The sequence below is a fragment of the Sphingomonas ginsenosidivorax genome (assembly GCF_007995065.1).
Lineage (GTDB): Bacteria > Pseudomonadota > Alphaproteobacteria > Sphingomonadales > Sphingomonadaceae > Sphingomonas > Sphingomonas ginsenosidivorax.
In genome coordinates this window covers 231,453-254,190 of the sequence record NZ_VOQR01000001.1, presented here as the reverse complement: position 1 = coordinate 254,190, position 22,738 = coordinate 231,453, and the positions used below count along the sequence as shown (strand labels likewise).

At 67.6% G+C, this 22,738-nt stretch carries 17 protein-coding genes and 1 tRNA gene; 14 read left to right on the top strand and 4 right to left on the bottom strand.

Going from position 1 to position 22,738, the window contains the following annotated elements; genetic code table 11:
• Nucleotides 1-48: 48 nt before the first annotated feature.
• The 6 genes from FSB78_RS01135 to FSB78_RS01110 all read left to right on the top strand — a co-directional run bounded on the left by FSB78_RS01135 (nt 49) and on the right by FSB78_RS01110 (nt 5,783).
• Nucleotides 49-1,158: a CDP-alcohol phosphatidyltransferase family protein gene (locus FSB78_RS01135; protein ID WP_147079238.1), complete on the top strand. Its 1,110-nt coding sequence runs from the start codon at nt 49-51 to the stop codon at nt 1,156-1,158.
• Between the two features lie 31 nt (nt 1,159-1,189).
• A complete protein-coding gene (locus tag FSB78_RS01130) occupies nt 1,190-2,536 on the top strand; it encodes a lipopolysaccharide biosynthesis protein (RefSeq protein ID WP_242007905.1) in 1,347 nt (448 codons plus the stop codon).
• Between the two features lie 44 nt (nt 2,537-2,580).
• Entirely contained in the window at nt 2,581-3,045 is a 465-nt protein-coding gene (locus tag FSB78_RS01125) for a DUF2141 domain-containing protein (RefSeq protein ID WP_147079236.1), read from the top strand.
• A gap of 67 nt (nt 3,046-3,112) precedes the next feature.
• Nucleotides 3,113-4,150 (top strand): diacylglycerol/lipid kinase family protein, encoded by a 1,038-nt coding sequence (locus tag FSB78_RS01120; RefSeq protein WP_147079234.1) that lies wholly within the window; start codon nt 3,113-3,115, stop codon nt 4,148-4,150.
• Nucleotides 4,147-5,034 carry a hypothetical protein gene (locus FSB78_RS01115; protein ID WP_147079232.1) on the top strand — a complete coding sequence of 296 codons (888 nt, stop codon included), beginning with the start codon at nt 4,147-4,149 and terminating at the stop codon, nt 5,032-5,034. Before FSB78_RS01120 ends, FSB78_RS01115 begins: the two co-directional genes overlap by 4 nt.
• Nucleotides 5,031-5,783: a nucleotidyltransferase family protein gene (locus FSB78_RS01110; RefSeq protein ID WP_147079230.1), complete on the top strand. Its 753-nt coding sequence runs from the start codon at nt 5,031-5,033 to the stop codon at nt 5,781-5,783. The genes FSB78_RS01115 and FSB78_RS01110 overlap by 4 nt, the downstream gene beginning before the upstream one ends.
• Nucleotides 5,784-5,786: 3 nt before the next feature.
• Here the strand turns inward: FSB78_RS01110 and FSB78_RS01105 are convergent, their stop codons facing one another.
• A complete protein-coding gene (locus tag FSB78_RS01105; RefSeq protein ID WP_147079229.1) occupies nt 5,787-6,551 on the bottom strand; it encodes a hypothetical protein in 765 nt (254 codons plus the stop codon).
• A gap of 133 nt (nt 6,552-6,684) precedes the next feature.
• On the opposite strand from FSB78_RS01105, the gene dapB reads away from it, so the two are divergent.
• The 4 genes from dapB (at nt 6,685) to FSB78_RS01085 (ending at nt 9,344) form a co-directional block, all read left to right on the top strand.
• Nucleotides 6,685-7,413, top strand: coding sequence for a 4-hydroxy-tetrahydrodipicolinate reductase (gene dapB / locus FSB78_RS01100; RefSeq protein ID WP_147079227.1), 729 nt, complete (start codon nt 6,685-6,687; stop codon nt 7,411-7,413).
• 30 nt (nt 7,414-7,443) lie between these two features.
• Nucleotides 7,444-8,157, top strand: coding sequence for an endonuclease III (nth, locus tag FSB78_RS01095; RefSeq protein ID WP_147079224.1), 714 nt, complete (start codon nt 7,444-7,446; stop codon nt 8,155-8,157).
• Nucleotides 8,135-8,211: transfer RNA gene (locus tag FSB78_RS01090), tRNA-Arg, on the top strand. The genes nth and FSB78_RS01090 overlap by 23 nt, the downstream gene beginning before the upstream one ends.
• A gap of 95 nt (nt 8,212-8,306) precedes the next feature.
• The gene (locus FSB78_RS01085) at nt 8,307-9,344 is read left to right on the top strand and encodes an alpha/beta fold hydrolase (RefSeq protein ID WP_147079222.1); all 1,038 of its coding nucleotides are present in this window, start codon (nt 8,307-8,309) and stop codon (nt 9,342-9,344) included.
• Between the two features lie 17 nt (nt 9,345-9,361).
• On the opposite strand, the gene FSB78_RS01080 is transcribed toward FSB78_RS01085, so the two are convergent.
• From FSB78_RS01080 to FSB78_RS01070, 3 genes are all read right to left on the bottom strand, one after another.
• Nucleotides 9,362-10,483 (bottom strand): pectinesterase family protein, encoded by a 1,122-nt coding sequence (locus FSB78_RS01080; RefSeq protein ID WP_242007902.1) that lies wholly within the window; start codon nt 10,481-10,483, stop codon nt 9,362-9,364.
• Between the two features lie 23 nt (nt 10,484-10,506).
• Nucleotides 10,507-13,509 (bottom strand): TonB-dependent receptor, encoded by a 3,003-nt coding sequence (locus FSB78_RS01075; RefSeq protein WP_242007900.1) that lies wholly within the window; start codon nt 13,507-13,509, stop codon nt 10,507-10,509.
• 191 nt (nt 13,510-13,700) lie between these two features.
• Nucleotides 13,701-15,053, bottom strand: a complete 1,353-nt coding sequence (locus tag FSB78_RS01070) for a glycoside hydrolase family 88/105 protein (protein WP_199743094.1) — start codon at nt 15,051-15,053, stop codon at nt 13,701-13,703.
• A gap of 175 nt (nt 15,054-15,228) precedes the next feature.
• Here FSB78_RS01070 and FSB78_RS01065 point away from each other — a divergent pair, with 175 nt between their 5' ends.
• The 4 genes from FSB78_RS01065 to FSB78_RS01050 all read left to right on the top strand — a co-directional run bounded on the left by FSB78_RS01065 (nt 15,229) and on the right by FSB78_RS01050 (nt 22,738).
• Nucleotides 15,229-16,626: a glycoside hydrolase family 28 protein gene (locus FSB78_RS01065; protein ID WP_242007898.1), complete on the top strand. Its 1,398-nt coding sequence runs from the start codon at nt 15,229-15,231 to the stop codon at nt 16,624-16,626.
• A 75-nt stretch (nt 16,627-16,701) separates the two neighbouring features.
• Nucleotides 16,702-18,138 (top strand): Gfo/Idh/MocA family protein, encoded by a 1,437-nt coding sequence (locus FSB78_RS01060; RefSeq protein WP_147079218.1) that lies wholly within the window; start codon nt 16,702-16,704, stop codon nt 18,136-18,138.
• A gap of 171 nt (nt 18,139-18,309) precedes the next feature.
• Nucleotides 18,310-19,653 (top strand): oligogalacturonate lyase family protein, encoded by a 1,344-nt coding sequence (locus FSB78_RS01055; RefSeq protein WP_147079216.1) that lies wholly within the window; start codon nt 18,310-18,312, stop codon nt 19,651-19,653.
• Between the two features lie 85 nt (nt 19,654-19,738).
• Entirely contained in the window at nt 19,739-22,738 is a 3,000-nt protein-coding gene (locus FSB78_RS01050; protein ID WP_158637940.1) for a TonB-dependent receptor, read from the top strand.

Sequence of the window (22,738 nt, the reverse complement as noted above, 5' to 3'; positions counted from 1 at the left end):
CCGGGTCGCCCGGCTTTAATTCACCCCGTAATCGGCTATCGCAGACCCATGGCATCACCACTCGCTCTCGTTCCCGTCGGCACCAACCCGACCCTGCTCTGGGGGATGACGAACACCGAGCGGACGCGGCGGATCGCTGCGTCACAGGGGTTCGCGGCGGATGACGCCGGCGGCCCGGCGATCCTGGCCAACACGGCGTTCGCGTTCGATCCGGTCTGGACCGCACATCTGAAGACGCGGCCCGGCACCGTCGTGACGCGCGGCGGCGTGCCCGTGCTGGCGCACGTCCGCGACGCCTCCGAACGGCTCCAGGTCGAGGAGGCGATGCGGGCCGATGCCGCGATGCCCGCGACGGCGCTGACCGTGATCGCGGCCGAGGCGGACGAAGGCATCCTGAACGAGGCGCTGCGCAAGCGGGAGAAGCCGTTCGCCGAGCGCCTGGTCCCCGCCGCCGTGCCGGGAATCGAGCGCGCCAGCTATGTGGGGGCCTATAAGGGCGTCACCGACCTGCTCACCAAGTATCTGTGGCCCGAATGGGCGTTGGCGATCACCCGGGTCTGCGCGCGCTTCGGCATCACGCCCAACCAGGTGACCGCACTGGGATCGGTGCTCTGCATCGTCGCGACGATCGCGTTCTGGCATGGCTGGTTCTGGACGGGCCTCGCGACGGGCCTGGTCTTCATGGTGCTCGACACCGTCGACGGAAAGCTCGCGCGCTGCACGATCACCGCGTCGAAGCTCGGCAATGCCTGGGACCACGGCGTCGACCTGGTCCACCCACCCTTCTGGTGGTGGGCCTGGGCCGCGGGGTGCGCGCCCTATGGCCGGCCGCTCGACGACACTACCTTCTGGTGGGTGATCGGCACGATGCTGTTCGGCTATGTCGCGCAGCGGCTGATCGAGGGCGCGTTCATCGTGCGGTTCGGCATGCACATCCATGTCTGGGAGCGGTTCGACAGCCGCTTCCGACTCGTCACCGCGCGGCGCAACCCCAACATGGTGATTCTTTTCGCCTGTCTTCTGCTCACGCGGCCCGACTGGGGGATCATCGGGGTGGCGGCGTGGACGGCGATCTCGCTGGTCGTCCACATGGTCCGGCTGCTGCAGGCGATCGCCCGGCGCGCGCGCGGCGAAGCGCTGACAAGCTGGCTGGCCTGACGCGTGGCGGACCGCTAGGGGCGGCCAGGACATGAGCATCGGCGCACGCCTGTCTGCCCGGTTCCGCGGGCGTTCCGCATCCGGTGGCAAATTCCGCCTCCAGGGCGCGATGGGCGTGGTCGCACGCAACCTCGGCTGGCTGCTCGCCAGTCGCGGCGTGGTCGCGGTGCTGTCGCTGTTCTATATCGGGTTCGCGACGCGCAGCCTGGGCGTGAAGGATTTCGGCCGCTTCGCGCTGGTATCCGGCGCCTCGCAGGCGCTGGCGACCCTGGTCGCGTTCCAGACCTGGCAGATCATCGTCCGCTACGGCATCGAAGCGCAGGCCAAGGGCGACATGGCACGGCTGGGTCGGCTGTTCCGGACCTGCGCCGCGATGGATCTCGCCAGCGCGTTGATCGGCGTGGTGATGGCGGTGACGATCCTCGAACTCTGGGGCGAGGCATTCGGGATCGGACCGACGCTGTTGCGCGCGACGTTGATCTTCACGGTCATCCAGTTGCTGACGATCCGGTCGACACCCACCGGGGTCCTGCGGCTGCGCGATCGCTTCTCGTCAGCGGCGGTCGCGGACAGCGTGACCCCGATCATGCGCTTTATCGGCGCGGCGCTGGTGATGTGGTTCCATCCGACCGTGCAGGGCTTCCTGTTCGCCTGGGCGCTGGCCGAGCTCGCCACCGCGCTCACCTATTGGGCCTTGATCATCCGCGGTGGGGACTGGCGCCTGTTCGCGTCGCGCGGCTGGTTCGACTGGCGCCAGGTGATCGCGGAAAATCCGGGGTTCGTCCGGTTCGCGCTCAGCATCAACGCGAATTCGACGCTCAACTTGTCCAGCAAGCAGGTGCCGCTGCTGGTCATCGGCGCGTTCGTGGGAACGTCGTCCGCCGGTATCTTCCGCCTGACCGCGCAGCTGGCCCAGGCGCTCGCGAAACTGTCGCAGATGCTGTCGCGCGCCGCCTTTGCCGAAGTCGTCCGGATGGTCGAGCGCGAGTCGATCATACGCCTGATCCGCCGGATGGCGTTGGGCAGCGCGCTGGGCAGCCTGGTGATCATGGCGATCGTCGTCGCGATCGGTCGCCAGGCGCTGGAAACGATCGGCGGCCCGGGCTTCGGCGTCGGCTACCCGGTTCTCATCGCGCTGTCGGCGGCCGGCTGCGTCGAGCTGACGATCGTCGGGCTCGAGACCGTGATGACCGCCAACGGTCGCGGTGCACATGATGTGTTCGTCGCCCGCGCGGTCAGCGTCGCGATCATGGCCGCCGCGGCGTGCGTGTTGATCCCGCTCCTCAGCTCGCTCGGCATGGCGTTGGCGGTCCTGATCGGTTCGGTGAGCGCAGGCGTGCTGCTGGTGATCCGGTTGCCAGCGGTGATTGCACGGTGAGGCGCGCTCATCCTGTGTTCAGGCCGCGCGCGATAAGCGGAGTCATGCTTCAGTCTACTTTTGCCCGAACGCTGCTTGCCGGCGTGCTGATCCTGTCGCCCGCCGCGGCCTATGCGGAAACCTGCGTCGGTACCCCCGGCAACGGGGCGGCGAAGCTCGTGCTCGAGGCGACCACGTTGCACAACCGGACGGGCGAAGTCGCCTTCACCGTCTATCCGGACGACAAGAGCCGGTTCCTGTCCAAGGGCGGCAAGCTCACGCGTGCCCGCGTGCTGGCGACCGAGCCGCGCGCCTGTTTCTGGCTGTCGCCCGGCTATTACGCGATCGCGCAATATCATGACGAGAATGGCGACCATAAATTCAACCGGACGCTGTTCATGCCGAAGGAAGGCTATGGCTTTTCGAACGACGCGCCCACGACGCTGAGCCTGCCGTCGTTTTCCGCCACGCGATTCCAGCTTCCCGCTGCCGGGCGGACACTCCGGATGACGATGCGCTACGGCCGCTAGCCGGAAAACCGCAAAGAATTTGCCATAAAAGTGTAGCGGTGACGCGCACGGACGAGTAGCCAGACCTGTGCGTAATGCTGTCTCAAATTTCCAGGCGTTCCAGATCGCGGCCCTGGCGCAGCCCGCGCGGACGCCCGCAGCCGACGTCGGCGAGGCGCGCTCGGCTGCCTCGCGCATCCGCACCGGCATCATCTGCAACCCCAAGAGCCACCGCAACCGTAGCAGCGTCGAGGCCACACGACCGTTCGTGTCGGGCACCGTGCTCGCGGCGACGCCGCGGACGCAGGCAGAGCTCGCCGACGTCCTGACCGACTTTGCGCGGCTGAACATCGAATTGCTCGTCATCGACGGCGGCGACGGCACGATCCGCGACGTGCTGACCTGCGGCGCGACGATCTGGAAGGACGAGTGGCCCAAGGTCGCGATCGTGCCGTCGGGCAAGACCAACGCGCTGGCGCTCGATCTCGGTCTCCCCGACGACTGGTCGCTGGGCCGCGCGCTGACCGCCGCGCGGGATGGGCATATCGTCGCGCGCAGCCCGATCGAGGTCGCGCGCGAAGGTGGCGCGCCGTTGCGCGGATTCCTGTTCGGCGCGGGCGCGTTCGTGAGCGCGACCGCGCTCGCACAGCGCACGCATCACGCCGGCGCATTCAAGGGTGTCGCGGTCGGTCTCGCGACCGGCTGGGGCATCCTGCAGACGCTGGCCGGTCGTGCATCGAGCGCGTGGCGGCGTGGCGAGCGGATGCGGGTGCTCTATCCGGCCACCGCCGGTGCAGGCGCGAACACCGATACCGACCGTGCACGCTACATCCTGCTGGCATCGACCCTGGTCCGCATGCCCGTGGGCGTGCGCCCGTTCGGTCGCCCGCGCGAGGGCATGAAGACGCTGCTGGTCGATGCCCCGCCGCGGATGCTGGCAATCGGCGCACCGCTAGTCGTAGGCGGCGCATCGCCGGCATGGCTCGATCGCGCCGGCTATCACCGGATCGATACGCCGTCGTTCGGGCTGCACATCGACGCGGATTTCATCATCGACGGCGAGGTCTATCCCGGCGGCGACCTGACCGTGAGCCAGGCGGCGCCGATCCGCTTCGTCGTCCCGTGATCCTCGCCGATGTCGTGCGGCGCGACCTGCTCGCGCCGACGACCGAGGCGGTCCGCGCGGTGGCGGGTGAACTCGCCAAGGCCGATGGGGCGGTGGCGGTATTGTTCTACGGATCGAACCTGCGCACCGGATCGAGCGAGGGCGTCCTCGATTTCTATGTCCTGACCGCAGGCCCTCGCGAGCGTGGCATGTGGCCGACGGTCGGCTACCGCGAGTTCGACCATGGGGAAGAGCGGCTGCGTGCGAAGATCGCGACGATGCGGCTGGCGACGTTCGCCGATGCCGCCGCGGCGCGGACGCTCGACACCACGATCTGGACGCGGTTCGTGCAGCCTTCGGCCTTGGTATGGTCGCGGGACGAGGCGGTGGCCGACGCGGTGGCCGAGGCGATCGCCGATGCCGCAAAGTCCGCGGCACGGTTTGCGGCGGCGCTGGGGCCCGTGGCGGGCACAGCACCCAGCTTCTGGCGCGCGCTGTTTCGGCAGACCTACGCCGCCGAGTTCCGGGTGGAGAAGAGCGGGCGCGAGGCGCAGATACTGGCATTCCACCCCGGCCGGTACGAGGCCTTGCTTCCGCTGGCCTGGGCCGCGGACGGAATCGACTATGTGGTCGACGGAACGCTGCTGCGGCCGGCCCTGACGGCCGCGCGGCGTGCGTCGCTGGTGAAGGCATGGGCCGCGCGGCGGCGGATGGGCAAGCCGATCAACATCGCGCGCCTCGTCCGCGCGGCGTTCACCTTCGACGGCGCGGCGCGCTATGGCGCCTGGAAGATCGAGCGGCATACCGGGATACCCGTGCCGCTGACGCCGTGGCGCGAGGCGCATCCGCTGCTGGCCGCGCCCGGCGTGTTCTGGCGGCTGTACCGCGCACGACGCAACGCATGAGCGGGTTCGGGGCACTCGTCCTTGCGGGATCGCGCGGCGGCGTCGATCCGCTCGCCGCCTATGCCGGTGTCGCGCACAAGGCGCTGATCGTGCTCGACGGCGAAACGCTGTTGGCGCGAGTGGCGCGTGCGCTGACCGAAGCCGGCGCCGGCGAGATCGCGGTGTCGGTATCGGACGAGGCGGTCGGCGCGCATGCTACGGCGCTCGGCCTACGCGTGCTGCAGGCGGCGGGAGGGCCCAGTCTCAGCGTCCGACAAGGGTTGGAAGCGCTGGGGACTCCGCTGCTGGTGACGACCGCGGATCACGCGTTGCTGCAGCCGGGCTGGATCACACGGTTCCGCGCCGACGTGCCGCCAGGTGCCGACGTCGCGGTGCTGCTCGCGCGGCAGGACGTGATCGAGGCCGCGGCGCCGGGGACCAAGCGGACCTATCTGCGCTTTGCCGACGGCGCCTGGTCGGGGTGCAACCTGTTCCAGTTCAACACCGAGCGATCGGTCGCCGCGCTCGATCTGTGGGCACAGGTCGAGGCGGACCGGAAGCGGCCGTGGCGGATCGTCCGCCGGCTGGGGGTGGGAACGCTGCTGCGCTATCTGCTCGGGCAGCTGACTTTGGTGCAGGCGGTGGCGCATCTCGGGCGGCTCGCCGGGCTCGACGCGGCGGCGGTGGCGAGCCCGTACGGGCTGGCGGCGGTCGACGTCGACAAGCCCGCCGACCTGGATCTTGTACGACGGCTGGTCGCACCGGACTGAGCCCTACCGCGTCGCGCTCTTGGTGAAATCCATCCGGATGCGTACCCAGCCGCCGATGATCTTCCTGGTCCCCACCCGCGGCGGGAATACCCGGAACTGCCACGACGCCAGCCGCATCCCGCGCGCGAGCCCCGACCCCGGCGGCGATTCGCCCAGCGAGCGGCAATTCTCGACGCGGTAGCCCTCGACCATCCGGCACGCGATCATCGCCCAGCTGCCGGCCGGAACATTGGCCGGGAGGAACGGCGATAGCTCGGCATCGGTCGGGCGCTTGACCCAGTCGACGTCGTACAGCCGCTCGCCACCCGGCCCCTCGCCCGGGCCATAGACCGACGCGCTGTCCTTGCCCTTGCCGGCGCCGTCGCCACTGCCGCCGGTCTCGCGATCCTCGGGATGCTGGGGCAGCTTGCCGATATCCGCCGCCTCGAACAGTGCCGCTCCACCCGGCAACAGCCCGAACGGCGAGACCGGCGCCTGCGCGGCCGGCGGTGCGGGCGCCTTGGGTACCGGGTCCTTCGCACGGGCCTGCGATCCGCCGGTCTTCTTCACGGTCGGCTTCTCGGTGATCGCCTGCGCGAGTTGCGGCGGCGGCGGGGGCGGTGTCACCTGGAACGTGCTCAGCGTGCGCTCGAGAAGGCGCGGCGTCAGGCTGGGCGACAGGTTCAACAGCACCCAGATGATCAGCACGTGCGCCAGCAGCGTCAGGGCGATCGCTGCCATACGGCGGCGGCGCGCGGAGTCCGACTGGTTCAGATAGGACTCGTGCATTGCCGGTTCGCCTAGACCGGGGATGCGTTCGTCGCAATGGTTTCGAAACCCACTGTCGCCGCCCCCTTGCTTTGTGCCAAGGATGGCGGATGCCTACTCAGACATATCGGCCATTTGCGGCGAGGGACGTGGCATGACCGCGATCGGAATCTACGGCAGCGCCGGCCGGATGGGCCGCGCGATCACCGACGCGATCGAGGCGGCGGGGGCACAGCTGGCTGGTGGCGTCGATGCCGGCGACGACCCCGCCCCGCTCGCGACCACCGCCGACGTGCTGGTCGACTTCTCGACCCCCTCGGCGCTCGAAGCGCATCTGGCCGCTGCCCGCGCCGCCGGAACCGGTATCGTCGTCGGCACCACCGGCCTCTCGCCGCGCCACCAGTCCCTGATCGACGAGGCCGCGCTTGACATCGCCGTGCTCCAGACCGGCAACACGTCGCTCGGCGTGACGCTGCTCGGCATCCTGGTGCGCGAGGCCGCGGCGCGGCTCGGGCCCGACTGGGACGTCGAGATCGTCGAGATGCATCATCGCCACAAGGTCGATGCCCCGTCCGGCACCGCGCTGCTGCTCGGCGAAGCCGCCGCGAAGGGGCGCGGATCGTCGCTCGCCGAGTTGCGCGTCGACAGCCGTGCCGGGCTGGTCGGCAGCCGCAGCGAGGGCACGATCGGCTTTGCCTCCCTGCGCGGCGGATCGGTGATCGGCGACCACAGCGTGATCTTCGCGGGCGAAGGCGAGCGGATCGAACTCAACCACCGCGGCGACGATCGCTCGATCTTCGCCCGCGGTGCGGTACGCGCGGCGTTGTGGCTGGCCGACCAGCCGGCCGGGCGCTACCGGATGGGCGACGTGCTGGGCCTGTGAAGAAGGTGGGCCTGTGAAGAACGTGAGCCTGTGAAGAAGGCGGACGTCGTCGACTTCTACGCGCGACTGGCGGAGGCTGATCCGCATCCCGAGACCGAGCTCGAATTCGTCAATCCGTTCACTTTGGTCGTCGCGGTCGCGCTGTCGGCGCAGGCGACCGACGCCGGCGTCAACAAGGCGACGCGCGCGCTGTTCGCGGAGGTCGCTACCCCGGCGAAGATGGTCGCGCTCGGGCTCGACGGGCTCAAGGCGCATATCCGCACGATCGGCCTGTTCAACACCAAGGCGAAGAACGTCATCGCGCTATCGCAGATGCTGATCGACGAATTTGGTGGCGAGGTGCCCCCCGACCGCGAGTCGCTCGAACGACTCCCGGGGGTCGGTCGCAAGACCGCGAACGTGGTGATGAACGTCGCGTTCGGGGCCGAGACCTTCGCGGTCGACACGCATATCTTCCGCGTCGGCAACCGTACCGGGCTGGCGCGCGGCAAGACCCCGCTGGCGGTCGAACTCAAACTGGACAAGGCGACGCCGCAGCCGTTCCGCCTCCACGCGCATCACTGGCTGATCCTGCACGGCCGCTATGTCTGCAAGGCGCGCACGCCCGAATGCTGGCGCTGCATCGTCGCCGACCTCTGTGCCTACAAGCCGAAGACACCAGCGCCCAAAGCGATGAAAACGGCTGGCGCCCCCGCCCCGGCTTTGCTACGCGACCCACAGCGCACCCGTAGCTCAGCTGGATAGAGCACTGCCCTCCGAAGGCAGGGGTCACAAGTTCGAATCTTGTCGGGTGCACCATTAAGCCATCGAAGTCCGCATTACGTCCGCCACGGACGAGGAACGCGCACGCGCCGACCGGGTTTGAGAGCAATCGTCAATAACGGTTGCGATCCATGCCCAAGCTGACCACCGACCATCTCGTCATCGACTATGCCGACCATGGCAACCCTGGCGATCCGCCGGTCCTGCTACTCCACGGCTGGCCTGACGATGCGTCGAGCTGGGATGCCGTGGTTCCCACGCTGATCGCGGCCGGGTTGCGCGTCATCGTACCGAGCCTGCGGGGTTTCGGGGCGACCCGTTTCGTATCGGACAGCGCGCCGCGGACCGGCAACAGCGCGATCCTGGCGATCGACGCCATCGCGCTGATGGACGGTCTCGGCATCGACCGTTTCATGGTAGCCGGGCATGACTGGGGGTCGAATACCGCCGAAGCCATGGCCGTGGGCTGGCCCGATCGCATCGGGCGCATGGCGATGCTCGCCACCCCGCCCCGGCTTGGCGGCATGCCGACACCACCGTTCGAGCAGGCGCAGCGGCAATGGTATCATTGGTTCATGGCAACCGCGCGCGGCGCGCAGGCGGTGCGCGACGACCGGAAGGGCTTCGCGCACATCCACTGGGTCAACTGGTCGCCGCCGGGCTGGTTCGACGAGGCGACCTTCCAGCAGGTCGCGACGTCGTTCGAGAATCCCGACTGGGTCGACGTCACGCTGCACAGCTACCGCGCGCGCTGGGACGAAGCCGAGCCCGATCCGCGCAGCCAATGGCTCGAGGACAAGGTCAGGGCGACACAGACATTGTCGTTGCCGACGATGTACATCCAGGGCGCGGAAGACGGCGTGAACCCGCCCCAGGCAACCAAGGCCGTGCCGGGCAAGTTCAGCGGTCCGTTCGCGTTCGTGACAATGGCGGGCGTGGGCCATTTCCCGCAACGCGAGAATCCGCAGTCGGTCGCGCGGCATCTGGTCCAGCTTTTCACCGGCGATCCCGCCGCACTTGCCGATACCACCGACCGAAGCCTGTTTTGGGCCAAAGCCAGGCCTTTGCTTGCCGGTGCCGCCGCGATCGGCGCTGTCGCCGCCGCCGTGATCGGGATCGCCGGATCCGACCGGCCAGCCGCTGACCAGGGTCGCCGAGATCCGGACTGACGTCAGATCAGAGCGCCTCAGCCTTTGGGCGACCATCCGGCAAAGATGAGTTTTCGCGTATGGGCGATGTCGTATTCGGTGTTGCCTTCGGCTGCGCGGTTGCGGCGGGCGCCCGGGCCGCGGGAACCTGTTTCGGCGAAGCGGGATTCGGCGGGGAGGAAGATCCGGCTCTTGGTCCCGTCGCGCGCGGTGCCCGCCATGCCGGTCCAGCGATCAGGGTGGATGTGCACGTCCATGGTGCAGTCGACGAACGCCGCCTGCCCGACCGCCTGCGGATCGGCGTAGCGGCCGTCCGCGAACGTCGTGGTCGGGTGCCAGGGACGACCGAGCGCCACGCTCGCGTCCTCCACCCCCGGCTCTCGCGTCAGGCGCGAGCGATAGACGACGATGCCGATCGGTTGCGACAGCTGGGTCGAGGGCGCGGTGATGAACGAGGCGAAGCCGTCGGGCGGCGTGGGTACGGCGCGGCGCCGCGTACGGACCTCGCTGTCCTCGATCAGCAGCGTGCCGTTGCCGAAGATGAAGTCGATATTGCCGGCGATCACGCTGCCGCGGATGACAGCGCGCTTGCCGCGCGTGAACAGCGTGTCCTGGTAGCCGAGGATCGCGACCCGGTCCAAGGCGACGCGGTCGCTGTGCACGTCGAGCATCACCGCGACGCCTTGCGAATTGCCGATCTTGCGCGGATCGCCGGCCGGCAGGGCATCATTGGCGAGGTAGTCGAACGCGTTCTCGATCGTGATGCCGGTGACCGCGACCTCGTCGGCGTCGATGGTCAGCGTCGCCGACCCCGCGGTACCCCAGTGCGCGCGGTCGTAGCGGCCGGCATGTTCGGCGACCGCATCGAACGACAGCCGGGTCCGCGCCGCACCGCTGCCGACCAGCCGCACGCGGCTGCGGCGAAGCACGACCTTTTCGCGGAACGCGCCTGCGCCAATATCGACGGTGATCCACCGCCCGGACGTGTCGCGATCCGCCGCGTCGAGGGCCGCTTGGATGCCGGTGAAACAGCCGAGCATCGCGCCGCACGCGGTGCGGACCCGGTAGTGTCCGGTGTCCGCACCGGCCGTCGTCGCGCAATCCGCGAGCAACCCGAGCACCGGCAGGACGATCGCCCGCGTCCACGATCGTCCCGCCACCGCCGTCCCCCTGCCCGATCGCGTCAGAACTTCACCGTCGCGCCGACTGTGAAGGTGCGACCCAGGCGGGTTTCGAACAGCGTGTCCTGACGCTTGCTGTCGATGAACAGCGTGTTGCGCTCGTCGGTCAGGTTCTGCGCCTCGAGGATCAGCTTGAGGTTCTCGCTGATGTTGTACGAGGCCGAGGCATCGACGAACAAAGTCGAGGCGTTGGCGCGGACGTCGCTGTCGTTCGCGCCCGACGGAATGCCGCGGTTGAACTTGTCGCGGTAGCTGGCGGTGCCGCGGATGCTGAAGCGATCGTCCTCGTAATAGAGCGTGCCGCTGGCGGCGTTCTTCGACAGGTCGATCAGGTCGTCGACCGTCGTCTGGATCGGCGACAGGATGTAGGTAATCTTCGATTTCACGCGCGTGTAGCTGCCGAGGACGCCGAAGTTCGACAGGAACCCCGGCAGGAAGCTCAGCTGCACCTGCGCGTTGACCTCGAAGCCGTTGAGCTTGCCGCCCGGCGTGTTGTTCGACCGGTTGACGGTAAAGATATCGGCCGGCGTCGACGGCGTCCCGTCGAGCAGCGCGTCGGGCAGGCCGAGCGAGCTATACGGCACCTGCTCCGAGATCGACTGGATGTAGGTCTCGATGTTCTTGTGGAAATACGCGACCGACAGCAACGAGCCGGGCGCGAAATACCATTCCAGCGCGGCATCGAAGGTGTTCGCGCGGATCGGGTCGAGGAACGGGTTGTTGACGGTGCCGGTGCGGGTGGCGACCGTGACGCCCGATACCGGGGTCAGCTGACCGAGCTCGGGACGCGACATCACCGCGGCGGCGGAGAAGCGAGCCTGGAGCTTGGGCGTGATCTCGGCGACCAGGTTCATCGACGGCAGCCAGTCCTCGTACGACCGGTTGACGTCGCCGCGGCGGCCGACCGTCGGATATTGCGCGCCGGCGGGCGCCGCGACCGGGATGAAGCCGAACGAATCCTGCTGCGTATGAACATAACGGACGCCGGCGTCGCCGCGGACGGTGAACGGCAACACGCCTTCGGTATTGAACGTCGTCATCAGGTAGCCGCTGGTGATCTGTTCGCGCACGCCGGAGCGCGCGGCACCGCATTCGACCCCGCAATACTGGAAGCTGTCGAAGCCGAATGCCTCACGCCACTTCTTCGAATCGATCGCCGCGAATTCCGCCGGGCCCGAACCGAGCAGCTTGCCGAAATCGGTGATCTGCCGGGTGATGCTGGCGAGCGTGGTGCCCGCGGGCAGCGCGCGGACCGCGACCTGGCTGGGGATGAGGTTCTGGCCGCGGATCTGGAAGTCGCTCTCGCGGAACTGGCCGCCGGCCTTGACCGCGAAATTGTCGACGACGTTCCATTCGAGGTTGCCCTCGAACGTCTTGTTGCGCGTGTCCTGCGTCAGCGGCCGGCCGGCGGTGCTGAACCCGCCGAGCACGGTGAAGTTGCCGTCGGGGCTAGGCGCGTAGCTGAAGTTTCCGGGGTTCGCGACGTCGGTGCCGAAGCCGATCGTCGGGATGTTGCCGCCGTTGCGGAAGTCGATCGAGAAGCCGTCGGCGTCGATGATATCCATGAAGGTCTGCAGTCGCAGCGGGCTGTAGAAGCGCGAATGCGAATAGCCGGCGAGCGCGGTGACCTTGAACCGGTCGGAGAAGCGGTGCTCGAAGTTCAGCGTGCCCTGCTTGAAGGTCGAGGTAAAGCGGTCGACCAGCCCTTCCGAACGGATGTCGACGCCGTCGAACAGGCCATATTGCAGCGAGCCGAGCGAATCGAACGCGATGTCGCGGACCGAGGTCATCGGCTTGCCGCCATTGGTGGCGGTACGGCCGAACGAGATCGCACCGATATAGTTGTCGCGGCGTTCGACCTTGAAGCGCGAATAGAGCCCGTCGAGCGAAATGTCGGTGTTCTCGTCGGGCTTCCACTGCAACGTCAGCGTGCCGCCCATGCGTTCGGCGTCCTGTTCGGAATTCACGTAGCGCGGGATGCGCGGCAGGAACGCCCCGCCCCCGGGCTGGTTGGTAATCCCGCGCAGACCCTGGATGGTGTTGTACGCCGCAGTCGTGCTGGTCCGCGGGTTGTTGGTGCTGCAATTGGCGGCGTTGGTGCCGCGCGCAGCATTCGTCGCCGGGTTCTGCGGCGCGAAGCCGACCGGCGAGCAGAAGCCGCCGTCGATATAGGCGGGCAGGATGTTGACCGCGGAATAGCCGACCTCGCGCAGGTTGCGCTTGCCGTAGGCGAACGAGCCGAGCACGCCGAGCGTACCGTCGGCGAACTTCTTCGACACTAGGACGGACGCGCGCGGGTCCACGGTCTTGGCGAGCTCGTTATAGATGCCGCGCGCGGTGGCGGTGAAGACGAAGTCGGTCTTGAAGTCGAGCGGATGCGGCGCCTTCAGATCGACGGTCGCGCCGAGCGATCCCTCCTCGACATCGGCCGAGGGCGTCTTGCGCACCGCCAGCGCCGAGAAGATCTCGGTCGGGAAGGCGTTGAAGTCGAAGCTGCGGCCCGAATTGCCCGCGCCGTAGATGTCGGAGGCGCCGGTCTGCGACGTGCCTTCCATGCCGTTGATCCGGACGCGGGTGAACGCGGCGCCGAGCCCGCGGACCGAGATGTTCTTTCCCTCACCACCATCGCCGCGCGACAGCGCCACGCCCGGGATGCGCTGCATCGATTCCGCGAGGTTGGAGTCGGGGAACTTGCCGATATCCTCGGCCACGATGCTGTCGATCGCGGCGGTTTCGTTGCGCTTGATGTTGATCGCGCTGTTCAGCGACGCGCGGAACCCGGTGACGACGATGTCCTGCTCTTCGGCGGGAAGTTCGGGGGTGCCGGTGCCGGTCGGCGTATCGGTGGGCGGGGTCACCGGTCCGGTATCAGCTTGCGGCGCGGTCGGCGTCGTCTGCGGCGCAGTCTGCGCGGCGGCAGGCGCGGCGGCGATCGCGATCGCCAGAGCCAGCCCGGAAACGGTACCGCATGCGGACATGGCGGCGCGACCCAATGGCGTGTTCATCATCACTCCCCTTTTTACACGGAGAGCCATCGAGCCTTGGCGGTCTCGATATCCTCTCCAGCCCTGAAACATTCTTATTATGCCACCGGTATCATCGATCTTTTCGAGGCTGTAAAGTGGGCATAAGACAACATCTCAATAGTTGGGATTTTTGAGAGGGTTGGCCACGCGTCACGCGCCTGCCCGCAGGTTCAGCGGAATATGACGCCCTGCCCGTTGCCGCCCTCGATCGGGCCGCCGCCGCGTAGCATCGTGATCACCTCTGCCCCGGCCAGCAGCACCGGGCCATAGCCGTGCGCGGCGCGGACGTGGCGCGGGCGAAAATAATAGAAGGCCGGGTCGAAGCCCACCCCGGTCCCGACGCATACGTCCTCGACCTCGCCCGCGGCCGACACCTTGGTCGACACGCCCTGCCAGGCCAGCAGCGCGACGGGCGCATAGGCACGGCGGTCGATCCAGCCGCGGTTGATCGCGCGCGCCATCGCATAGGCGTACATCGCGCTCGCCGAGGTCTCGAGATACGAATCGGGCCGGTCGAGCAGCTGGTGCCACAGGCCGGTCCCCGACTGCACCTTCGCCAGCCCCGCGATATGCGCCTTAAGCTGCGCCAGCACTGCGGGTCGCCCGGGGTGATCGGCGGGCAGCACGTCGAGCAGCTCGACCATCGCCACCACCGCCCAGCCGTTTGCGCGCCCCCAGTGGAACGCGGGATGCGGATCCATCCCCTCCACCCAGCTGTGCATGTAGAGCCCGTTGTCGGCGACGAACATGCGCTGCGAGAATTGCAGGATCTGGCGGACGGCGTCGTCGTAGTAGCGCCGGTCGCCGGTCAGCGCGCCCATCTGCGCGAGGCCGGGGACGCTCATGTAAAGGTCGTCGAGCCACAGCGTGACCGGCAACGGCCGCTGCCGCGCGAGCGTGCCGTCGGGCATGCGGAACTGCCGATTGGCGATCCAGTCGAGATACACGTCGATCTGCGGGCGGACGTTGCGGTTGGCGAGCCCCGCGCGCTGCAGCTTGATCAACGCGGCTGACATCGCGCCCGAATCGTCGAGGCGATCGGGCGCGAGCATGTTGCGGACCGGCGTCGCGTCGGCCTTCGCACGAGTGGTGCGGTAGCGTGCGGCGACGTCCGCGACGAAGTTGACGCGATCGGCGGCGTAGCGCGTGTAGCGGCGGTCGCCCGTCACCTCTCCGGCGAGCAGCGCGCCCGAATAGGTCACGCCCCATTCGTAGGTCGTGAGCCCGAACCCGGGCTTGAACACCGCGCCGGGATGGAGCCGGTTGAGCTCGACGGCCGCACCGCGCGCGTCGACCATCCCGATCGGCGCTTCGCGCTCGATATAGCCGAGCACGCGGTCCATCACCGTCTTGAGCGCCGCGGCGGACGGATCGAGATAGGGCATCGGATAGGCGGGCGGCAGGCGGGTCGGCGCATCGCCGACCTTCGAGACCACGACCGTGCTGGCCGGCGGCACCGGCGCCAGCTGCGCGGTGGCGGGCATGGCCGACAGTGTCGCGGCCAACGCTGCGATGGGTGCCACAACGCGCGTCCTGGCTCGATTTCCGCCTGCCATCGCCCTCTCCCTGTCCTGCGACCGGCTTGTACCGGATCGATGAACCTGTCGTACAACAGTGTTCGATTTCGGGAAAGACGCTTGATTCCGCTTCGATATGCCGGATGATCGGTGCCGAACGTCGCACCACCGGGAGCTGCCCTTGACCTATCTGTTGAATCGCCGCGCGTTCGTCGCGGCGAGCGCGGCCGTCGCCGTCGGGGCGCATGCCCGCCCTGCCCCGGACGACGCCGCCGACGATTGGGCGCGGGCTCGCGGGATAGCCGCGCGGGTGCGCGTGCCGCGGTTTCCACGCCGGCAGTTCGACATCCGGGCCTATGGCGCGACGCCCGGCGGCACGCTGTGCACGCAAGGGTTCGCCGATGCGATCGCCGCCTGTGCCGCGGCGGGCGGCGGGCGCGTGCTTGTGCCGGCGGGGCGCTGGCTGACGGGTGCGATCCGGCTGGAGTCGCGCGTCGAACTGCATCTGGATGCGGGCGCGACGATCCTGTTCAGCACCGACCCCGCGCAGTATCCGATCGTCGCCACCCGGTTCGAAGGGGTGGAACTGATGAACTATGCGCCACTGATCTACGCGAGCGACGCGCAGGACGTTGCGGTCACCGGGCGGGGCACGATCGATGGACAGGGTGCCGCCTGGTGGTCGTGGAGCGGCGGCAAGCATTATGGCTGGCGCGAGGGGCTGCCGAGCCAACGACCGGCGCGCGACCGGCTGTTCGCGATGGCCGAAGCGGGCGTGCCCGTGGCCGAGCGACGCTTTGGCGCGGGCGGCTATATCCGGCCCAATCTCCTGCAATTCCAACGCTGTCGCGGCGTGCTGATCGAGGGCGTGACGCTGCGCGATTCGCCGTGCTGGAACGTCCATCCCGTGCTGTCGCGCGACGTGACGATGCGCGGCGTGACGGTGACCGGGCTCGGCCCCAACAATGACGGCTGCGACCCGGAATCGGTCGACGGGATGGTGATCGAGCGCTGCATCTTCGACACCGGCGACGATTGCATCGCGATCAAATCGGGCCGCAACGCCGACGGGCGGCGGATCGCCGTGCCGTCGCGCGACATCCTGATCCGCGGCTGCACGATGAAGGCCGGCCATGGTGGCGTCGTGATCGGCAGCGAGGTGTCGGGCGGCGTCGAGCATGTCTTTGCCGAGGACTGCACAATGAGCAGCCCTGACCTCTGGTATGCGTTGCGCTTCAAGACCAACGCCGTCCGCGGCGGCCGGATCGCGCATGTCCGCGCGCGCAACATCACCGTGGGACAGGTCGGCCGCGCGGCGCTGACCTGCGACTTCAACTATGAAGAGGGCGCGAACGGCCGCTTCGTCCCCGAGCTCGACGACGTCGTGGTCGAGCGGCTCACCGTCCGGAACACCGGGCGCGTGATCGATTGCCAAGGCCTGCCGCAGGCGCCGGTCGGCCGGCTGACGCTGCGGGACTGCCGCTTCGACGGGGTGCGCGAGCCGAGCATCGTCCAGCGGATCACGGCGCTGACGCTCGACCGCGTGCTGGTCAACGGCAGACCCGTGTCCAGCCTATGACGGAGCCACTTGTCATATAAGACCCTGCGATCTAGCCTCCCGCCAAACACAAGATAACTCTGGGAGGAGGATGCGATGCAGGCGGACGATCTTGGACGGCGCGCAGTGCTAGTCGGCATGGCGGCGAGCGCCGCGGCGGTAGCGGGACGCGTATCGGCGGCGACGGGCGCGCCCAGACGCTACGTCCAGGTCGGCGTCGGCAGTCGCGCGCGGATGTACCAGGACGCGATCTGGGGCCCGCACAAGGCGCATGCTGAGCTCGTCGGCATCTGCGATACCAATGCGGGCCGGCTGGCGCTGGCGGGTCGGCGCGCCGCGCAGGCAGGGGCACGACCGCCCAAGGCCTATGCCGCCGCCGACTTCCGGCGGATGATCGACGAGTTGAAACCCGACGGCCTGATCGTCACCACGCCCGACGTGACGCATGTCGACTATATCGTCCGCGGCCTCGATGCCGGGCTCGACGTCATCACCGAGAAGCCGATGACCACCGACGCCGCCAAGACGCAGGCGATCATCGACGCGTGCAAGCGCAACAACCGCCACGTCCGCGTCAACTTCAACTATCGCTACGCGCCCTATCGCAGCCAGGTGAAGCGGCTGCTGATGTCGGGCGCGATCGGCGACGTGCTGTCGGTCGATTTCCACTGGCTGCTCAACACCGTCCACGGCGCGGATTATTTCCGCCGCTGGCATTCGCAGAAGCCGATTTCCGGCGGGCTAATGGTGCACAAGGCGACGCATCATTTCGACCTGGTCAACTGGTGGCTGTCGGACATGCCGGTGTCCGTCGACGCGACCGGCAAGCGCGATTTCTATACGCCGGAAATGGCCAGACGCATGGGGTTGAGCGGACCGCACGACCGCTGCCTGACCTGCACCGAAAAGACGAAGTGCAGCTTCTATCTCGACCTTGCCGCCGACCCGGGACTGAAGGCGCTGTTCCTCGATAACGAGGCATTGGACGGCTATCACCGCGACCGCTGCGTCTGGCGGCCCGACATCAGCATCGAGGACACGATGAACGTCATCGTCGGCTATGCCGGCGGCACGACGCTCAGCTACAGCCTCAACGCGTTCAACGCCTGGGAAGGGTATCACGTCGCGTTCAACGGCACCAAGGGTCGGCTGGAGCATAGCGTCGTCGAGAGCGGTGGGACCGCCGGTGCGGCGGAACGCGCCTCGCGCGACGTGGTGACGACGCGGATCATCCCGATGCGCGGCACGCCGCAGATCATCACGCCCGACGAGGGCGCGGGTGGCCATGGCGGCGGCGATGCGGTGATGCTCGCCGATATCTTCGACCCCGGGCACGCGCCCGACCCGCTGCTGCGCATGGCCGACGAGCGCGCGGGCGCGGCATCCTGCCTCGTCGGTATCGCCGCCAACCGGTGCTTCCAGACCAAAAAACAGGTCCAGATCGTCGACCTCGTCACCGGGCTCGGCCGCCCGGACCAGCCGAGGATGCCGCCCCATTCGGGGCCGGTGCCGATGCCCATCAAGCGAGCCTGATCGTTCCGAGATCGATGGCGGAAATTCTCGAAGGACGTTGCCGCGGCGCGCCGCGATGGCGCGCGCGATTTTCTCATTGATCGAAATCCGTTCCAACTATATACAATGGGGTCTCAAAATATGAGATAAATGGACCGGCGGGAAACGCGGGCCAGTTGGGGAGAGAGCCTGATGCGCGTTGTCCACACCGTGACCCGTCTGTTCCTCGCGTCGATGCTGGTCGGAGTACCGACCGCCGTTGCCGCGCAACGGACCGAAACCGCGCCCACCCCGCGCGAATGGGTCGATCCGGTCACCAAGCATCGCATCGTCCGGATCTCTGACGAACCCGGCAGTTCCAGCCTGTATTTCAACTATAACGGCTTCACGCCGCAGGGCGACAAGCTGGTGATCTCGACCCCCAAGGGGATCTCGGCCTACGACCTCAAGACGCGCAAGCTCGCGCCGGTCATCGCGATCGCGCAGCCGTTCCGCCTGTTGTTCACGGGGCACAAGACGCGGTCGGTCTATTACCAGACGCTGGGCACGGCGGGGGACCGTTCGGGCGCCAAGACCGTGTTCGCGGTCGACATCGACACCGGCAAGGCGCGGAAGATCGCCGACGTACCGAACGGCGACATCCAGACGATCAACGCGGACGAGACCCTGCTGGGCGGCGTCCTCACCGATCCGGCTGCGACGGCGGGCGTGCTGCAGACCTTCGCGAAGCGCGATGCGCGGTTCGACCAGGCCGACTACCGCGCCAATTGGCCCGACGGCCGTCCGATGAGCTATGCGGAATCGAAGGAAGTCCGCATGAACGAGCGGCTGGAATCGGCGATCCCGATGTCGATGTTCGTCATCGATACGCGGACCGGCCAGCAGCGCACCGTGCGGCGCGCGACCGACTGGCTCAACCACCTTCAGTTTTCGCCGACCGATCCGAACCTGCTGATGTTCTGCCACGAGGGGCCGTGGCACAAGGTCGACCGGCTGTGGCTGATGCGCGTCGACAAGCCGAACGAGGCGCCGGTCAAGCTCCACACCCGCACCATGAACATGGAGATCGCCGGCCACGAATGGTTCAGCCATGACGGCAAGACGATCTGGTACGACCTGCAGACCCCGCGCGGCGAGGATTTCTGGGTCGCGGGCTATGAGGTCGCGAGCGGCAAGCGCACCAAATATCACCTGCAGCGCAACGAATGGTCGGTGCATTTCAACAGTTCGCCCGACGGCACGATGTTCTCCGGCGACGGCGGCGATTCCGAGATGGTCGCGCACGCCCCCGACGGGAAATACATGTACGCGTTCACGCCGCACGGGATTCCGGACGTCGCGGGCCTGAAGGCGCCGAACGCCGAGACGCTGATCCATCCCGGCTATTTCACGTCGGAGAAGTTGGTCAGCCTCGCGAAGCAGGACTACCGGCTCGAACCCAATGGCGTCTTCACGCCGGACGGCAAATGGCTGGTGTTCCGCGCGAACATCTCCGGCGCGACGCAAGTCTACGCCGTCGAGATCGCAAAGGCGTAATAACGACCGCGGACCAGTCGCCGGAGAACACGGCACGGTCGCGCAACACGACAGACTTTCTACAGGACATCGAGAGGGGATTATCATGCGCACCGTTCGTCATCGTCGCTTCGCCACCGGCTGTGCCACGGCCGTCCTTGCGGCTGCACTCGCGATGCCCGTGACGGCCGTGGCACAGAACACGCCGGTCGACCCGCAGGATCCGGCGATCACCGCCCCCGCGCAGCAGCCGACCCCGACCGACCAGCAATCGCTGCCGACCACCGCCGCCGAGCCTGGCGATCAGGGCCCCGACATCGTCGTCACCGGGTTCCGCCAGTCGCTCGCGTCCGCGATCCAGATCAAGAAGCAGTCGGCGGGCGTCGTCGACGCGATCAACGCGGCCGACATCGCCGACTTCCCCGATGCCAACCTCGCCGATTCGCTGCAGCGCATTCCCGGCATCTCGATCGAGCGCGACGGCGGCGAAGGCCGTACCGTCACCGTGCGCGGGCTCGGCGGCGATTTCAGCCGGACGCGCTTCAACGGGATCGAGGCGATCTCGGCGACGACCGGCTCGACGCTCGGCGCGGGCGTCAACCGCGGCCGCTCGTTCGATTACTCGGTGTTCGCGTCGGAACTGTTCAATTCGATCGTCGTGCGCAAGACCCAGTCGGCCGAGGTCGACGAAGGCTCGCTCGGCGCGACGATCGACCTGCAGACCGGGCGTCCGTTCGACAATCCAGGGTTCCAGGCCGCGATCTCGGGCCAGGCGGCCTATTACGACATCAACGAAAAGGTCGCGCCGCGTCTCGTCGGCCTGATCAGCAACACCTTTGCCGATGGTCGCATCGGCGTGCTGCTGTCCGCCGCCTACAACAAGCGCGTGACGCAGGAGGACGCCTATTCCAATACCGCGCTGACCGATTTCAGCGATCTCAACAACGGCTTCTGCCCGGTCGTCCCGAACACACCGACGACCCCGGTCAACCCGCTGATCGGCAGCGCGCCGCGCACCTCGCCGTGCATCGCGGCGACCGGCGCCAATCCGGGCTCGACCCCGGCGGCGTACAACACGATCAACCAGCCCGGCGTCTTCGTGCCCCGCCTGCCCGGCTATGGCCGCTTCCTCAACAAGCAGGAGCGCCTCGGCCTGACGGGCACGGTGCAGTTCAAGCCGAGCGACACCAGCGTCATCACGCTCGACGCCGCCTATTCGCGGTACAAGCAGGACAAGAACGACCTCGCGACCAACCCGATCAGCCTGAACCGCGGCGCGGGTGTCGCGGCCGCCGGGCTGACCGCAGCGCAGCTCACCGGCCGGCCGAACATGAAGGTGCGCGATGCCATCGTCGAGAACGGCCAGCTAGTCTACGGCGTGTTCGACGGCACCGACTTCTCGGTCACCAACAGCCATGACGTCTCGACCACCAAATTCTACCAGGTCGACCTGCATATCGAGCAGGAGATCGGCGACCGGGGCCATGCCTCGGTCCTGTACGGCCAGTCGGACTCGGTGCTCGACAACCCCTATTCGCGCCTCGTCACCTTCAGCCGCTTCGACGGCAACGGTTTCACCTACGACGCGCGCGGCGCCAACAAGAAGACGCCGCTGATCAACTACGGCTTCGACGCGACCAATCCGACCAACTGGCAGTTCCAGAACGGCTACGACAACATTCGCGAATTCACCTCGCGCGTGACCAACCGGCTGCGTAACCTCAAGGTCGACTTCAAGTACGACCTGACCGACGAACTGACCGGCAAGATCGGCATTGCGGCCAAGCGCTTCACCTTCATCTCGGAACGCCAGCAGCGCATCGCCGGCACGACGGTCATCCCGACGCTGGCCTCTGCCGGGCTCAGCGTCGCCGACGTCAGCCTGCCCGCGATCACCATCGACACGATCGGTATCCCGGCCGGGTCGAGCAACAGCTTCATCGTGCCCGACATCGACAGGATCATGGCGGCGTACAATGTCGATTGCTACTGCATCAACCAGTTCGGCGACTTCCGGATCGGCAGCGTCGGCACCGGCGCGCAGGGCGACAATCGCGCGGTCGTCGAACAGGATATCAGCCCGTACATCCAGCTCGACTGGAAGATCGCGCTTGCCAACGGCATGACGCTGCGCGGCGACGCCGGCCTGCGCTACGCCAAGACCTATCAGCGGTCGCGCGGGTTCGTGGGCACGGGGACGCTGGTGCGCGTGAAGCGCGACTATGACGACTTCCTGCCCGCGCTGAACGCCGCGCTGGACGTGACGTCCAAGCTGACGGTGCGTGCGGCGGCGGCGAGCGTGATGTCGCGTCCGTCGCTCGGTTTCCTGACGCCCGGCGGGTCGATCGGGACCGCGCAGTCGCCCTTCACCGCGACCGTCGGCAATCCGCAGCTCGACCCGTACCGGGCGACCAATATCGACGCGAGCGCGGAATGGTATTTCGCACCGGGCGCGATCCTGTCGGCAGGGTATTTCTACAAGGATATCGCGAGCTTCGTGCAGCAGATCAGCTCGACCACGACCTATGCCGCCGCGGGCCTGCCGCTCGGCCTGCTGACCCCGGCGCAGGATCCCAACACGACCACCAACATCACCTCCTACGTCAACACCACCGGTGGCAAGATCAAGGGGTTCGAACTGCAATACCAGCAGCCCTTCACCTTCCTGCCGAGCTTCCTGTCGAACTTCGGCACGATCCTGAACTACACGCACATCAAGTCGAACATCCGCTACATCCTGACCACCAACGCGAGCGGCCCGACGCTGATCGCGCCCCTGGTCAACGTGTCGCCGAATGCCGCCAATGCGACGCTCTATTACGAGGACAGCAAGCTGTCGGCGCGCGTGTCGGTCGCGTATCGCGACGAATATGTCCGCCAGGTTCCGCTGCGCTCAGGGCTGGCCGACTATACGGGATCGTACAGCACGACCAATGTCGATGCGTCGCTGTCGTACAAGCTGACCGACGGGCTGACGCTGTCGCTCGACGCGATCAACCTGACCAACCAGGCGACCAGCTATTGGGACGGCGTCGCGTTGCGCGACCAGCAGGTCTATTCGAAGACCGGCCGGCAGTTCTTCGCGGGCGCGCGGTACAAGTTCTAG